This is a genomic window from Roseateles sp. GW821-FHT02E12 (genome assembly GCF_059421665.1).
Genome location: NZ_JBWKVK010000001.1, coordinates 1,694,283 through 1,709,461, shown reverse-complemented (window position 1 = coordinate 1,709,461; position 15,179 = coordinate 1,694,283). Strand labels below are relative to the sequence as shown.

The following is a 15,179-nucleotide window of genomic DNA, read 5'->3' as shown; positions in this document are numbered from 1 at the left end:
GCCTATGTCACCCCCACTTGTGGCTCCAGACGCATCCACGAGCAGAGGCCAGTGAAGCAAAGCGCGTGCTCTTGATGGCGGCAATCGTCTCGACGTCAAAGAGTTTCTTCGGGCTTGAATCCAGGATTTCAACGTTGACGACAACGCCGCGCTCAACGTCAACGCGAGCATGCGCCCAACCGTAAGGCACGCGGTCCAGCTTCGGTTTTGGAGAATTGAAATCCATCATCCCCAACTCGGAGCACTCCCCGCTTTGAAGCCCGACACCGGGCTCTGGTGCCACAGGCTCCCGGGCCGGCGCCGTGGCGCAGCCCGCACAAAGCATTGACAGCCCTGCGGCTGCAAGAATCAGACGGTGCATGACACTCCCTTGTGGCAAAGCCTGACAAGCCCTCTCGTGGCCTTTGTCAGACGTCAAGTTTCGAATCCAAACAGCGTCTCGCCTCTGGGGTAAACGCGCTTGGAACGCATCAGTCCCTTGCGCATTGCTCATCCCGCTGAGGGCCCAGGGCTCATAAGCTTCGGAGTCCCCAACGGCAGACCCGCATGAAGCTCTACATCGGCAACAAGAACTACTCGTCCTGGTCCATGCGCAGCGGCGTGCTGCTGGCGGCCTTCGGCATTCCCTTCGAAGAGGTCAAGCTGCGCTTCGACTTCACGCCGGACTCGGAATGGACGCGCGTCATCGCCGGCATCAGCCCGACCAAGCGCGTGCCGGTCATCGTCGAGGACGACGGTTTCAGCGTCTGGGAGACGCTGGCGATCGCCGAGTACATCGCCGACCGCCACCCTGAACACGCCATCTGGCCGCGCGACCTGAAGGCCCGCGCCCGCGCGCGCAGCCTGTGCGCCGAGATGCACGCCGGCTTCACGCGGCTGCGCACGGTCTGCCCGATGAATATCGAGGTGTTCTTTCCCGACGTCGGCGCGCGGCTCTGGGCCGAGGACGAGGCGCTGCGCGCCGACGTGGCGCGGCTGGACGCGGCCTGGAGCGAAGCGCTGGCGAGCAGCGGCGGGCCTTTCCTGTTCGGCGCGTTCAGCGCAGCGGACGCCTATTTCGCGCCGGTGGCCGTGCGGCTGAGCCGCTTCGGCCTGCCAGTGTCTGAAGCCGCTGCGGCCTACCGCGACGCGCTGCTGGCGCACCCCGCCGTGGAGGACTGGATTGCGGACTCGATGCGGGAGCAGGACTTCGTCGTTGAAGACGAGCCGTATCGGACGGGGCGCTGAGCATGCTGGAGCTTCGCCCTTGTTGTGAGCACTGCTCTGTTTCGCTGCCGCCGGAGTCTGTCGATGCGCGCATCTGCAGCTTCGAGTGCACCTTCTGTGCGGACTGCGCGGAAGGCCTGCTCGGCAATGTCTGCCCGAACTGTGGCGGCGGTTTTGTGCCTCGGCCGGTGAGGCCCGTTCGGAACTGGAAGGGCGGCAACTATCTTGGGGACTATCCGGCAAGGACGGTTCCCAAGTTGAGGCCGGTGGATTTGGAGGCGCATGCGGCGTTGGTCGCTGCGCTGGGTGGGTTGCCGCCTGAGAAACGGTAGCGTTTTGCGGGAGTGTGGTTGCCGGGAGTCCCGCCCGGCGGCGGGGTAACTTTCTTCTGCGGTGCCAGAAGAAAGTCACCAAAGAAGAGGCACTGAACCGCATGCCATCGCGACGGCGCCAGGCGTGTCGCGCGAAAACAGCCGGTGGTATTCCGGGGCGAAGCGACCCGCTGCGCTCTCGCTGCTGTCCTTGTCACCAGCATGATTCATCGCACCGTCGGGCCGCCTAACGCGCGGCTGCACGCCGGGCTCACGAGAAATGCGAAGACAGCGTCGCTCGGGCGACGCGATCACCGCCGGCACCCCGCGGGCGTCGCCCCAGCGACGCGGTATTCCTGGTGAGTTCGGCGTGCAGCCGACGTTAGGCGGCGTGAAGTGGGCGCCATGGCGCTCGTCACAAGGACAGCAGCGAGAGCGCAGCGGCTCGCGCCTGCGCGCAACGCCCCCGTCGCTTTGACCTCTGCACATGGCACTTGGCGCTCGTGTGCGGTTCAGCGCCTCTTCTTTGGTGACTTTCTTCTGGCGCCGCAGAAGAAAGTTACCCGCCCGCCGGGGCGGACTCCCGGCAATGCAACGAGCACCAAGGCTCCCCGCAAAAGCAACCCCTCAGAATTCCACAACCGAGCGGATGCTCTCCCCCCGCCTCATCAACTCAAACCCCTCGTTGATGTCCTCGAGCTTGAGCTTGTGCGTGATCAGCTCATCGATCGCCACCTTGCCCTCCATGTACCAGTCGACGATCTTCGGCACATCGGTCCGCCCACGCGCACCGCCGAAAGCTGAGCCTTCCCACTTCCGCCCCGTCACCAACTGGAACGGTCTCGTGGAAATCTCGGCACCGGCAGGCGCCACGCCGATGATGATGCTGCGCCCCCAGCCCTTGTGCGTGCACTCCAGCGCCTGGCGCATCAGCTGCACATTGCCCACGCATTCGAACGAGTAGTCCGCGCCGCCATCGGTCAGCTGCACGATGTGATCCACCACGTTGGCCACGTCCTTGGGGTTCACGAAGTCCGTCATGCCGAAGCGCCGCGCCATCGCCTCGCGCGCCGGGTTGATGTCCACGCCGATGATCTTGCCGGCGCCCACCATCTTGGCGCCCTGGATGACGTTCAGCCCGATGCCGCCGAGGCCGAACACCACCACCGTCGCGCCCGCCTCCACCTTGGCCGTGAACAGCACGGCACCCACGCCCGTGGTCACGCCGCAGCCGATGTAGCAGACCTTGTCGAAGGGTGCGTCCGGGCGGATCTTGGCCAGCGCAATGCCGGGCACGACGATGTGGTTCGCGAACGTGCTCGTGCCCATGTAGTGAAAAATGGGCTCGCCGTTCAGCGAGAAACGCGACGTGCCGTTGGGCATCAGCCCCTTGCCTTGCGTCGAGCGGATGGCCTGGCAGAGATTCGTCTTGCGGCTCAGGCAGAACTTGCACTCGCGGCACTCCGGCGTGTACAGCGGAATGACGTGATCGCCGGCCTTGAGCCACGGCACCTTGCTCTCCAGCACCACGCCCGCGCCCTCATGGCCCAGCACGGCAGGGAACAGGCCTTCGGGGTCGGCACCCGACAGCGTGAAGTCATCCGTGTGGCAGATGCCGGTAGCCTTGACCTCGACGAGCACCTCGCCCTCGCCCGGGCCTTCGAGGTCCAGGGTTTCGATGGTCAGCGGTTGGCCAGCCTTCCAGGCAACGGCGGCTCGGGTCTGGATGCTCATTTCGGTTCTCCTGCAGTAGGTTGAAGTCGGTTCAGCGCGGCGACGAACTCGCGCGCTTCGAGGCGGCACAGCCGCAGGCGGCGCAGCAGCCACGGCGTCAGGTCTTGCTGGCCCAGATGCTCGGGCCAGGCGCCGGCATCGGCGTCGGGGATTTCGGCGGGGTCGGTGCCTGTGGCGGGTTCGCCGTTCAGGATGTCGACGCAGGCCGTGCGGGCCAGCGGCAGCGCGGTTTCGGCCTTGGCAGCGTCCAGGCGCGCGGTGCGCCGCTGCACCTGGTGCTGCACGGCGCCGAGCAACGCCATCAGGCGATAACCGTGGCTCAGTGCGGACTCGATCTCGGCCTCGGGCAGACGCACGCTCTCGGGCTCCACGCGCGTGCGCTGGGCCGCAGCCGCCAGCGCCGCCAGTGCGGTGTAGGCCTGCTGGCGGCTCAGGCGCTGGGCGGTCTGTTCTTCGGCGCTGGGCATCCAGCGCAGCATGTTGGCCGAATGCCGGGCCAGCGCACTGCGCAGCTGCGCGCCCAGGCGCGGCACGGCGGCGCGCTCCCAGGAGGGCAGCACGAAGCTGAACAACCAAGCCAGGCCCGCGCCGATGACGGTGTCGGCCAGCCGCTCGAAGATGAAAGGGTCGCTGCCCGGCGCCAGCATCAGCGGCTGCAGCAAGGCCATCAGCGTGGCGGCGGTGGCGGCAACGCGGTAGCGGCGGTTCACGTAGGCATGGGCCGTGCCGACAGCGGCGATGAAGCACAGGCTCAGCAGCGGCACCCAGTGCACGTGCGCCAGCAGCAGCACCAGCAAGCAGCCCTGCACGGTGCCGATGATGCGTTCGTTGCGGCGCGACAGCGTCTGCTCCAGGTTGCCGCGCAGCACGACGGCCACGCTGAGCATCAGCCAGAAGGGATGGGCCGCCCACGGCAGGGCCGCACCCAGCGCATAGGCGAACGACAGCGCCGCCGCCGAGCGCAGCGCATGGCGCATGACGCTGGATTGCAGGTTCAGGTGGGGCTTGAGCGCCGCCAGCGGCCAGCCCTCGGGCGACACGAAGGGCGCCAGGCGCTCGGGCGTCCAGGGGCTGTCGGGGTCGTCGGCTGCGGCCTGGCGGGCGACCATGGCGCTGACGTCGTCCAGCATGTGCCCCACGCGCGACTGCAGGGCCGACACGAGATGGGTGCGTGAGTCGCCGGCCGGCGCACTGACATCGGCCAGCCGCGCAGCCAGCTGCGCTCGCCAGGCGTCGGCCGACACCTCGGGCAGCGGCGCGCCGTAGGCCACTGTGTCGGCCAGCGCGGCGAGCACGTCGGCCAGGTGGCGCAGCGCGTCGGCCAGCGCGGCGCGCCATTGGCGGCCGGGGAAGTCCTGACCCAGCAGCTCGGTGTCCAGCCGGCTGGCCAGCAGCAGGTCGCGCAGCTCGATGAGGCCGAGCACGAGGTCGGTCTGGCGGCGGCTGCGCGGCGAGCGGCGCGCGGCGAAGACCTGGTCGCGCGCCGCCTGCAGTGCATCGGCCAGCAGCACGTCATCGGCGATGGACGCGCGGATGCTGGCCTCGGCCCCACCCACCGCGCCGGCAATGCGCTGGGCGCGCGAACGCAGCCGTTTCTCGGTGGCGCGCAGCGCCTGCGCCAGGGCCAGCTCGCGCAGCCGGTGGCGCAGCACGACCGCACCGCCCCGCGCCCAACCGGCGTAGACGCAGCCGCCCAGGCCCACCCACAGCGCGTGCTCCAGCGGCGACGCAGCGCCGGCCGTGCGGTCCCAGGCCATGGCGAACACCATCGCCAGCACCGGCGCGAAGGACAGCGGCCCGGCGCGCAGGCCCCAGGCCAGCGCCATCAGCGACAGGAAGGTGACGACGGCGATGAGGGCCACGGTCAGCGCGAGCGAATGGTCCGTCACACCGACGAGCAGCGTCACGACGGCGGCCGCGGCTGCGGCGGGCAGCACGCGGGGCAGCACGCGCTGCGGCGGGTTGGGCACGTCCGTCAGGCTGGCGCAAACGGCGCCGCCGACCGCCGCGAGGCCGGCCGTCTCGCCGAACAGCGCGCCGACAACGAGATGCGTGGCCGACACGCCGAGCGCAACGCTCAGGCCGTTCAGGTGGGCCGCTTCGAGGCGCTTCAGGAACTTCACTTGACGAGCATTTCCATGACACGGCGCTCGCTGGCCGGCAGCTCATGCACCGAGAACCAGCCGGACTTCTCGGGCCGGTAGACGTACTGCGGTGGCGCGCTGGTGGCGATGCGCTGCTTCAGCGGCGCGAGCCCCGTCTGGGCAGCTTCGGGCTGGCCCAGGGCCTGCAGCGCGGCGGCCTGCACGATGACGGCCAGGTCGCTCCACGACCCGAGCACCAGCGCCTCGCCGGCATCGCGGCGCGCGGCAGCGGCGTCGCCGTCGGCCAGCGCCAGCCAGCCCTTCAGCGCCAGCGTGTCGGGGTCGGCGGGGTCCAGGATGAGTGCCTCCTTGATCTGGGCCCTTGCCGCATCACGGCGGCCGGCGCGCAGCAGGTCCAGCGCGTAGTCGCGGCGCAGCGGCACAAGGCCGGTGCGCAGCCGCAGCACGGCCTCGTACTGAGTGAAAGCCTCGTCCCAACGGCTGGCGAGGGCCAGCGTGGCGGCGCGGCCCCACAGCGCCTCGGGCTGGTCGCCCTGGTAGGCCAGCACGGCTTCGTAGGCGGCCAGTGCGGCGGCAATGTCGCCGAGGCGGCGGTGGTGGTCGGCCAGCGCCAGGTTGACGCGAAAAGCGTCCTCGCCCTTGAGCGCGCCAACGCCGCGCGCCAGGCCAGGCACCACCTCGCCGGCCAGCGGGCGGCCGCCGTGCCAGAGGGCGTCGGCCACACCCACGCGCAACGTGCCGCTGCGCGGATGGGCGGCCAGGGCACGCGTGGCCAGCTCGTCCACGGCGGCACCGTTGCCGCCTTCGATGGCCAGTGCGTTGAGCTGGGCAGCCAGGGCGCGCTCATCGGTGGGCGCGAGCTTGAGCGCACGGGCGAACAGCGGCCGGGCGTCGGCTAGCTTGCCGTCCTCCAGCTTCTGGTTGCCGGCGTTGACGAGGGCCACCGGCAGGCTGGCGCGCGTGTCGCGCTGGGCGAAGAAGCGCGTCACGGCGGTGCGCAGGGCGGGGTCTAGCTGGATCAGGCGCTCGCGCACGATCTCGCGGCCGTCATACGCGTCGCGTCTCGGCGACGCCTCGGCATTGGCGCCCTCGGCGAAGTACTCCCACACCGAGCCACCCGCGTAGCGCGACAGGAACCCGTTGCGCGTCTTGGCGTCACGCGCCTTGGCCTGCTGGTAGAGCGCCTCGATGCCACGCGCCTGGTCGGCCGTCAGCACGCCGTGGACCTGGTGGGTGAGTTCGTGGAGCACGGTGTTGTAGCGGTCGAAGATGCTGCGCTCGACATCCTCGATACCGGTGACGGTGAAGTGGCCGCCCATGCCGCGCACGTCGTCCCACAGGCGCGAGTCGTAGTCGATGCGGGCGTCCTTCAGCGCGTGGGCCTGCGGCGTCTCCGACAGGCGCATCCACATCGGCTTGATGAAGTGGGTGGCGCCGCCTTCAACGAGGACGGGGATGAAGGCCTTCCAGGGCGCGACGGACAGCGCCACGCGCTTCTGGTGGCGGGGCGACAGGTCTTTCCAGTTCAGCACATAGCGCTCGATGCCGGGCACCACGGGCGTGGGCAGGGCCTTGAAGCGGCGCTCGTAGTCGGCGCGGTGCACGTCGACGGCGAAGCGCTGCGACTCCAGCGCCTTGGCCGCGATGGCGTGCGCGCGGCCGAGCTGGGGGCAGCGCTGCAGCACGGTGAGGCTGATGGCCAGCGCCGTGTCGAAATCGCCCTTCTCGAACGCGTCCGACGCGCGCTTCACGTCGGCCATCAGCGGCGCGAAGCCGTCGCTCAGCCGCGCGGCGAGCTGGGTGTAGTTCTCGCGCGCGTAGCCATTGCCCAGCAGGTAGTGGGCGGCCTCGTGGTGGCGGTTCAGCGCAACGGCGCCCTCGGCGGCAGCGATGGCGTCCTCGGTGCGGCCCAGCCGAATGAGCGTGTCGGCCAGCGCCGAAAGGCCATCGGCCGTGCGGACCTGGGCGATGCCCTGCTCCAGCTTCGCGAGGGAGGCGTCGAACTCGCGCAGCTGGTAGTGGCGCTGGCCCAGGCCGCGCAGCGCCTGGGCACGGTCGGCGGGGCGGGTGGCCTTCTCCAGCGCCAGCTCGAAGCACAGCCGCGCGCGCTCGAAGTCGCGCCGGTCGAGTGCCAGGCGGCCGGCGGCGAGCAGGTCGATGGCGTCGGCCTTGGCATCCTTCAGAACGCCATGCGTGCGGCGATCGATGGCGGCGCCGTCGTCGCGGGCGAACAGCCACTGGTAGATGACGGCGCGCTCGGCGGCGTCCGGCCGGGATGCGCGCAGCAACGCATCGACATCCGCTCGCGCGGCGGCGTATTGCTGCTCGGTCAGCAGCACCTGCAGCCGGGCGGCATCGGTGGCCGCATTCGCAGCGGTCAGGGTCAGGCCAGCAGCAAGGGCAACCGCGAGGTGAAGGGCCAGTCGACGCCAGGGCATTCAGGCTCCATGAAGTGGAGCCGGCATGCTAATCGTCGGAAGAGAAACCAGATGCCTTGACGACCGGCCCCCAGTAGTCGCGCTCGGACGCCAGGCGCTTCGCGTAATCGGAAGGCGAGAGGCTCAGCGGCTCGAAGCCGAGCTTGGCCAGCGCCTCGACCACGCTGGGCTCGCGCACGGCGGCACGGGCGATGTCGGCCAGCTTGTCGACCGTCGCCTGCGACGTCTTGGCCGGCAGGAAAAGGCCATAGCTCTCGACGCCAACGATGCCCTTGAAGCCCTGCTCCTCGAAGGTGGGCACGTCGGGCGCGAAGCGCGAGCGAGCCTTGTCGGTCACGCCCAGCAGGCGCACGCGGCCGGAGGCGAGGTGGGGCAGGAAGTCGCCGATGGAGAAGCAGCCCGAGGCGATCTGGCCGCCCATCAGGTCCTGCATGCCGGGCGCGGCGCCGCGGTAGGGCGCGTGCGTGAGCTTCAGCCCCGCCGCGTGCTCGAACTGATTGCCCAGGAAGTGGGGCATGGCGCCGGCGGCGGGCGAGGCATAGGCGGCCTTGTCGGGGTTGGCCTTGAACCAGTCGGCCAGTTGGGCCAGCGTCTTCACGGTGGCCGGCACCTGAGGCCCGACGCCGAAGCCGCAGGTGGACAGCGCCAGCGGCGAGACCGGGATGACGTCGGTCGCCGGGTTGTAGGCCAGCTTGCGGTAGGCGTGCGGGTAGACGGTGAACATGGACGACGGGCCGAGCAGCATCGTCTGGCCGTCGGGGGCCGCGTCCTTCAGCGCACCGATGGCGATGCGGCCGCCGGCGCCCACCTTCTGCTCGACGAGCACGGTCTCGGCCAGCTTGCCGCGGGCGAACTCGGCGATGCGGCGCGCCGTGGTGTCCACCGACCCCCCGGCCGGGAAGCCGACGAGGATGCGGGGCGGCTGAGCCTGCGCTCGCGCAGCGAGCGGCAAGGCCGCAAGGGAAAGCATGAGATGGCGGCGTTGCATCATTTGTTGTCTCCTGTCGTGTTGTCAGTCTGTGGGCGGTAAGGCGGCGACGCGGGCCAGGCGTTCCAGGCCAGCCAGCAGTGCGGGGCCCTGGTCGCCCAGGGCATCGAGCAGCGCGCGGTCGTGGGCAGCCACGGCGGCTTCGAGCTTGGCCAGCAGCTTCTTGCCGGCCGGCGTCAGGTACAGGCCCCAGCTGCGCGCGTCATCGGGCGCGTCGCGACGCTCGGCCCAACCCTGGGCGGTGAGCCAGTCGGTCAGGCGCAGCGCGCCGCTGCGGTGCAGGCCCATGGCCTGGCCCAGCAGCCCTTGGCGCAGGCCGGGGTTGCGTGCAATCAGCACCAGGGCCGCAAAGCGCGGTGGGGTGACGTCCCACTCGGCGGTGGCCCGGTAGAAGTCCAGGTAGAGCGCGTTCTGCGCGCGGCGCAGCGTGTAGCCCAGCAGTCCGTCCAGCAGACCGTAATCCAGCCCGGGAACGGGCAACATCGGGCCTTCGGGCGGGATTGCAGGGTTGTCGGACTTGCTCACCATCCCAGATTAGGTTTTGTTGCCTACTGCAACTATCTCGCTTACCCTGAGTTAACCTGAGCATATGAAGATCCTCATCGCAGGCGGTGGCATCGGCGGACTGACGGCCGCGCTGGCCCTGCACGCGCGCGGCCACAGCGTGACCGTGCTGGAGGCGGTGCGTGAGCCCAAACCCCTTGGCGTTGGCATCAACCTGCTGCCGCACGCGGTGGGCGTGCTAGATGAGCTGGGCCTGCTGCCGGCGCTGCGAAGCATGGCTGTCGAGACCTCGGCGCTGGTGTTTGCCAACCGCCACGGCCAGGCCATCTACCGCGACCTGCGCGGCACGGACGGCGGCTACAGCCATCCGCAGTTCAGCATCCACCGCGGCGAGCTGCAGATGCGGCTGTGGGCCGAGGCGTCGGCCAAGGTGACGGTGCTCGGCGGCCATCGCGTCGTCGGCGTGCGCGACGACAACATCGCCCTGATCGAGACCGCCGATGGCCCGCGCGAGCTGGCGGCGGACCTCATCGTCGGCGCCGACGGCATCCACTCCGCCCTGCGCCGCCGCCTGGCACCAGACGAGGGCGCCCCCTGCTGGCGCGGCGTCATGATGTGGCGCGGCACGACCTGGGCGCCGCCCTTCCTGGACGGCCGCACGATGGTGCAGGCCGGCTACAGCCAGGCCAAGTTCGTGGTGTACCCGATAGCCGCGCCGCGGGCCGACGGGCTGCAGCTCATCAACTGGATTGCCGACCGCCGCGTGCAGAAACCCACGCCCGGCCTGACCGCCCCCGACCGCGCCGACTGGAGCCGCACCGGCAAGCTCGACGACTTGCTGCCCACCTTCGGCGGCTGGCACTTCGACTGGCTGGACGTGCCAGGCCTCATCACCCGCGCCGAGCAGATGCTGGAATGGCCCATGGTGGACCGCGACCCGCTGCCGCGCTGGCGGCTGGGCCGCTCCACGCTGCTGGGCGACGCGGCCCATCCGATGGTGCCCATCGGCTCCAACGGTGCCACCCAGGCCATCATGGACGCGCAGGCGCTGGCCCAGGCGCTGGCCAACCACGCTGATCTCGACACGGCGCTGGCCGCCTACGAGGACGAGCGCCTGCCCATGTGCGCCCGCATCGTCGAGATGAACCGCCGCGAAGGGCTGGACGCCATCCTCGACCGCGTGGAGGCGCTGGCGCCGGACGGCTTCGCGAACCTGGCGGACGTCATCGACCCCGCCGAGGTGGCGCGCGAGATCAACAGCTACAAGGCCGCCGCCGGCCATCGAACAAAACCCGCTTGATCGCCGCTTGATCATCCGGTGGCCCGCGACGATCATCGCGGCCCATGCCCTTACTGAAGCTCGGCCGCTCCGTCCCGCCGCACGACCGTCACCCCGTCGCCTGGTACCAGCCCGAAGTGCTGTGGACGGCCGCACGGCAGGTGCTGTCGTCGCTGGACCAGCTGCGCAACCGCGATGGCCGCGAGAGCCAGCCCACGCCCCTCGTCGTCATCGACCGCAGCCAGCCCGAGGCAGATGGTGAATTCAAGGGCGCTTTCTGGTTCGACTTCATCGCCGACACCGGCGACGGTGGCAACGCGAGCTATGCGGTGGCCAGCGCGGCGCTGGCACCGGAACTCGCATTGGGCGACGAGACCTTGCCGCGCGGGCAACTGCTGCTCTTCGGCGGCGACCTCGCCTACCCGGCCGCCAGCACGGAGGACTACCGCTACCGCTTCGTCGAGATGTTCGAGGCCGTGCGCAACGACTTCGCCAACACGCTGGTGCGCGGCCGGCCGCTGACGCTCGCGGCCGTGCCGCAGAACCACGACTGGATGGACTCGGCCTCCACCTTCAGCCGCTACTTCGTGCGCGGCTACGACTCCGCGCCGCTGCTGGGTGCGGACATCCCGCAGCGCCAGTCCTACTTCTGCGTGAAGCTGCCCGGCGGCTGGTGGGTGCTGGCGCTGGACTTTGCGCTGACCCACGACATCGACCGCGACCAATACGAGCAGTTCGAGACGCTGGCCGTCGGCGGCCACGGCAAGCCCGCCGCCATCGGCGCAGATGACAAGGTCATCCTCATCTACCCCGAGCCCTACTGGACCCGGCCCATCGGCGACGGCGCCGACGAGAGCCACCCCAAGCGCTACCAACGCCTGGAGGGCCTGCTGCGCGGCCGCATCCGGCTGCGGCTGGCAGGTGACCTGCACCACTACATGCGTTGGGATTCGGCGGCGGGCAACGAGACCGACGGCCGCCTCGTGACATGCGGCTGCGGCGGCGCCTTCACCCACCCGACGCACACCAATACGACGACGCGGCCTGTGCGGCTGCAGGCCTTCGACACCGAGGACTGCATCCCACCCGAGCCGCGCAGCGAGACGCCGGCGCTGAAGATCGGCCTGACGGGCCGGCGCGCCGGCGGCCAACGCTTCGCGCGGCAGGAGGCCACCGTCTACCCGGCGGCGGCCGCGTCGCGGGGCCGGGCCTGGCGCAATCTCTTCGCCTTCTTGCCCAGGCGCGAGGGCGGCAACGGCAACGTGGGCTTCGCCCTGCTGCTGGGCGCGCTGTACTGGTTCAACGCCTACCTGAACTCCATGCCCTTCTCGTGGTCGTTCAGGGCCGACGGCTTCCAGCCGCTGTGGGTCTACGCGCCGGGCGAGTTTGCGGCGGTGCTGGCGCTGTGGCTCAAGGCGATGGTGTTCAGCCCGCTGGGCTTTCTCATCAACCTGCTGATGGCCTTCGGCTGCATGGCCACGGGCCGCGAGGCGGTGGATGAGCTGTCACCCGACGACGGCCTCACGACGCGCTGGGCCGTGACCTGGGGCATGGGCGCCGTGCATGCCGGGGTGCATGTGCTGGCTGTCTTCAGCCTGGAGTTCTTCATGCACCAGGCTGTCAGCCTGTGGGCGGGCCTGGGCAGCCGCGACCAGTCGCTGGGGCTGATCCTGCACTCGCTGCTGGTGGGCTCGGGCGTGTTCGTCGGCGGCGCCGTGTTGGGGTCGGCCTTGTTCGGCGGCTATCTGGCGCTGATGTGCCGGCTGGGCCTGCTGACGAACAACGGCTACTCGGCGCTGGACGGGCAGGACCACAAGGGCTTCCTGCGCTTTCGCATCGCGCCAGACGGCAGCATGCAGGCCTTCTTCATCGCCATCGACCGCGTGCCGCGGCGCTGGCGGCGCGCGGGCACGCCGGGGCCGGTGTGGCGCAACGATGACCCCGCGGCGACGCCGCCGCGGGTGCACGACCGGTTTACGGTTTAGGTCTTCAGCATGTCCGCGGCGATGAGCCGCACCGGCGCATTGCCGTAGCTCAGGAACTGCTCGTGGAAGGCCTTGAGGTTGAACCCCGGCTTGGCCCTGAGCGCCTCGCGCAGCGCAAAGATCTCGCTGTAGCCGCTGAAGTAGCTCGTCAGCTGCACCGAGGTCAGCTGCACGCGGCGCCATTTTTCCTTGGCCTCGCGTTCGGTCTGGAAGGCCTGGCGGGTCAGCAGGTCCAGCGCGTCGGCCTGGCCCATGCCGAGCACGTGCACGCTGTAGTCGAGCACCGTGTTGGTAACCGAGCGCAGATGCCATTTGCCATACATCAGCGTCATCTCCGGCGAGGCGCCGTAGCCGCTCTCGATCATCATGCGCTCGCCGTAGACGGCCCAGCCCTCCACCATCGCACCGTTGCCGAACAGGGCCTTGACCTTGCTCGGCGCGCGGTTGGCATGCACGAGCTGGGTGTAGTGGCCGGGGATGGCCTCGTGGATGTTGAGGATCTGCAGGATCCAGTGGTTGTATTCGCGCAGTGAGCTCTCGGCCTCGGCGGGCGTGAGGTCGTCCAGCGGCGTGACGTTGTAGTAGGTGCTGTCCTGCGGCCGGTAGGCGCCGGGCGCCTCGATGCTGGCTCCGGCCACGCCGCGCTGGTACTCGGGCGTCTCGCGCACGGCCAAAGGCTTGCTGGCGTCCTGGCTGAGCAGGTCGTGGTCGCGCACCCAGGCTTCGAGCTGCGGGATCTGCGCGCGGATCTCGTCAACGAAGCGCTCGCGGGCGACATGGCGCTCGCTGAGCTTGGCGATGACGCGGCCGATCAGCGCGAAGCGGTCGGCGGGCGGGGCCTCGCTGCCGATGACGGTCGGCCACAGCGCGGCGGCTTGCGTCTGCATGCTGGCCAGCACCTCCTCGCGGCGCGCTTGAGCCAGCTCGTAGGTCTCGCGTGCCGTGCGGGCAGACTGGATGTCATGCGCGAACTTGGGCTCATAGAGCTCGGCACCGAGGCGGAAGCTGCGCACAGGCTTGAGCTTCTTCAGGTGAGCCACGTAGCCATTCACCGCGGTGCGGGCCTGGGCGAGCGGCTTGGCAAGGTCCACCTTGGCCTCGGCCGCGCGCTTGGCGATGTCGTCCAGCACGCCCAGCACGCCGGGCGCCTGCTGCAACGCCAGCTCGGTGTGCTCGCGCGTAACGCCGGCGAGGCCGCCCGCCGCGGCGCGGTAGTAGGCCGGCAACTGCGCCAGCCGCGGAGCCAGAGCGCGCAGGCGCTGGGGCAGCGGTGCGTAGTCGGTGTTCAGCAGCAGATCCAGCAGCGCTGCGGGGTTGTGTTCCGAAGGGTTCCACGACCATTCGCGCAACACGTCCATGCGCCACAGGTCGCTCTTGATCTTGGCCGTCAGCAAAGCGCGGTCGATGCGGTCGCTGGTCGTGAGCCGGGCGTCGGGCAGGCCCTCGAAGGTGTTCAGCCGCTCCTTCAGGAAGGCGCGCATGCGCTGGCGCTGGGCAGTGCTCGGCAAGGTCATGCGACCCGCAAACTCGAAGCGCCCGGCTGCCACGGCGGCGTCGGGGTCGAGCTTCCACAGCGCTTCGAGAAAGTTCTCGCTCAGCGTGCCGACGGCGGAGTTCTCCTCGGCCAGGGCGGGCAGGCCGAGGCTGGCCAGGCCCAGGGCAGCGAAGTCGCGGCGCCTCATGCCGCCGCGGCCTCGAGTGCGTCGATGAACATCTTGGCGACATCGAACCCGCTCTGGTCGGTGATCTCCTGGAAGCAGGTCGGGCTGGTCACGTTGATCTCGGTGACGTTCTCGCCGATGACGTCCAGGCCCACCAGCAGCAGGCCGCGCGCGGCCAGGATGGGGCCGAGGTACTCGGCGATCTCGCGGTCGCGGTTGGTGAGCGGGCGGGCCACGCCCTTGCCGCCGGCGGCCAGGTTGCCGCGCACTTCGCTGCCCTGCGGGATGCGCGCCAGGCAGTGCGGCACCGGCTTGCCGCCGATGATGAGGATGCGCTTGTCGCCCTCGGTGATGGCCGGGATGAAGCGCTGCACCATGACGGTCTGCGTGCCCTCCTTGTTCAGCGTCTCGATGATGCTGCCCAGGTTCAAGCCGTCGTCCTTGACGCGGAAGATGCCCATGCCACCCATGCCGTCCAGCGGCTTCAGGATGATGTCGCGCTGCTCGGCATGGAAGGCGCGAATCTCGGCCGGGTCACGCGTGACGAGGGTGGGCGAGATGAACTCGGGGAATTCGAGAATGGCGAGCTTCTCGGGGTGCTCGCGCAGGCTGCTGGGCCGGTTGAAGACCTGAGCGCCTTCGCGCTCGGCCTGGCTGAGCAGGTGGGTCGTGTAGAAGAACTCGCTGTCGAAGGGCGGGTCCTTGCGCATCAGCACGGCATCGACGTCGGCCAGAGCCAGGTCGGCGGTAGCCGTGACGGTGTACCAGTCATGCGCATCACCGGTCAGCGCGATCTCCACCGCGCCGCGCGCCGTCACGCGGCCGCCGCGCAGCCAGACGAGCTGCTGCGGCTCGCAGGCCAGGATGCTGTGGCCGCGCCGGGCGGCCTCTCGCATCATCGCGAAGGTGGAATCCTTGTAGGTCTTGAAGGTGGCGAGCGGGTCGGCAACGAAGAGCAGCTTCATGGT

12 protein-coding genes are annotated in these 15,179 nt (G+C 69.7%); 4 read left to right on the top strand and 8 right to left on the bottom strand.

What is annotated here, in order from left to right:
* Positions 1-7: 7 nt before the first annotated feature.
* Positions 8-361: an energy transducer TonB gene (locus AC07V5_RS08190; protein WP_495115146.1), complete on the bottom strand. Its 354-nt coding sequence runs from the start codon at positions 359-361 to the stop codon at positions 8-10.
* A 185-nt stretch (positions 362-546) separates the two neighbouring features.
* On the opposite strand from AC07V5_RS08190, the gene AC07V5_RS08185 reads away from it, so the two are divergent.
* Together AC07V5_RS08185 and AC07V5_RS08180 are read left to right on the top strand one after the other, a co-directional pair.
* On the top strand, positions 547-1,227 hold the full coding sequence (locus tag AC07V5_RS08185) for a glutathione S-transferase (RefSeq protein ID WP_495115145.1): 681 nt from the start codon (positions 547-549) through the stop codon (positions 1,225-1,227).
* A 2-nt stretch (positions 1,228-1,229) separates the two neighbouring features.
* A complete protein-coding gene (locus AC07V5_RS08180; RefSeq protein ID WP_495115144.1) occupies positions 1,230-1,538 on the top strand; it encodes a DUF1272 domain-containing protein in 309 nt (102 codons plus the stop codon).
* Between the two features lie 606 nt (positions 1,539-2,144).
* Here AC07V5_RS08180 and AC07V5_RS08175 read toward each other — a convergent pair.
* The 5 genes from AC07V5_RS08175 to AC07V5_RS08155 are packed head-to-tail and all read right to left on the bottom strand — an operon-like array spanning position 2,145 to position 9,265.
* Complete coding sequence (locus tag AC07V5_RS08175) at positions 2,145-3,245, bottom strand: S-(hydroxymethyl)glutathione dehydrogenase/class III alcohol dehydrogenase (protein WP_495115666.1); 1,101 nt, start codon at positions 3,243-3,245, stop codon at positions 2,145-2,147.
* Positions 3,246-3,247: 2 nt separating this feature from the next.
* On the bottom strand, positions 3,248-5,374 hold the full coding sequence (locus tag AC07V5_RS08170) for an FUSC family protein (protein WP_495115143.1): 2,127 nt from the start codon (positions 5,372-5,374) through the stop codon (positions 3,248-3,250).
* Positions 5,371-7,794: a tetratricopeptide repeat protein gene (locus tag AC07V5_RS08165; RefSeq protein WP_495115142.1), complete on the bottom strand. Its 2,424-nt coding sequence runs from the start codon at positions 7,792-7,794 to the stop codon at positions 5,371-5,373. The genes AC07V5_RS08170 and AC07V5_RS08165 overlap by 4 nt, the downstream gene beginning before the upstream one ends.
* A gap of 28 nt (positions 7,795-7,822) precedes the next feature.
* Positions 7,823-8,785 (bottom strand): Bug family tripartite tricarboxylate transporter substrate binding protein, encoded by a 963-nt coding sequence (locus tag AC07V5_RS08160; RefSeq protein ID WP_495115141.1) that lies wholly within the window; start codon positions 8,783-8,785, stop codon positions 7,823-7,825.
* 21 nt (positions 8,786-8,806) lie between these two features.
* Positions 8,807-9,265, bottom strand: a complete 459-nt coding sequence (locus AC07V5_RS08155) for a MarR family winged helix-turn-helix transcriptional regulator (RefSeq protein WP_495115140.1) — start codon at positions 9,263-9,265, stop codon at positions 8,807-8,809.
* Positions 9,266-9,371: 106 nt separating this feature from the next.
* Between AC07V5_RS08155 and AC07V5_RS08150 the strand changes: the two genes are divergently transcribed.
* Complete coding sequence (locus AC07V5_RS08150) at positions 9,372-10,586, top strand: flavin-dependent oxidoreductase (RefSeq protein ID WP_495115139.1); 1,215 nt, start codon at positions 9,372-9,374, stop codon at positions 10,584-10,586.
* Positions 10,587-10,630: 44 nt separating this feature from the next.
* Positions 10,631-12,550: a hypothetical protein gene (locus AC07V5_RS08145; RefSeq protein WP_495115138.1), complete on the top strand. Its 1,920-nt coding sequence runs from the start codon at positions 10,631-10,633 to the stop codon at positions 12,548-12,550.
* Here the strand turns inward: AC07V5_RS08145 and AC07V5_RS08140 are convergent.
* Both AC07V5_RS08140 and gshB read right to left on the bottom strand, forming a co-directional pair.
* Positions 12,547-14,232, bottom strand: coding sequence for a DUF885 domain-containing protein (locus AC07V5_RS08140; protein ID WP_495115137.1), 1,686 nt, complete (start codon positions 14,230-14,232; stop codon positions 12,547-12,549). The genes AC07V5_RS08145 and AC07V5_RS08140 overlap by 4 nt on opposite strands.
* The gene (gshB, locus tag AC07V5_RS08135; RefSeq protein WP_495115136.1) at positions 14,229-15,176 is read right to left on the bottom strand and encodes a glutathione synthase; all 948 of its coding nucleotides are present in this window, start codon (positions 15,174-15,176) and stop codon (positions 14,229-14,231) included. The genes AC07V5_RS08140 and gshB overlap by 4 nt, the downstream gene beginning before the upstream one ends.
* Positions 15,177-15,179 lie beyond the last annotated feature (3 nt).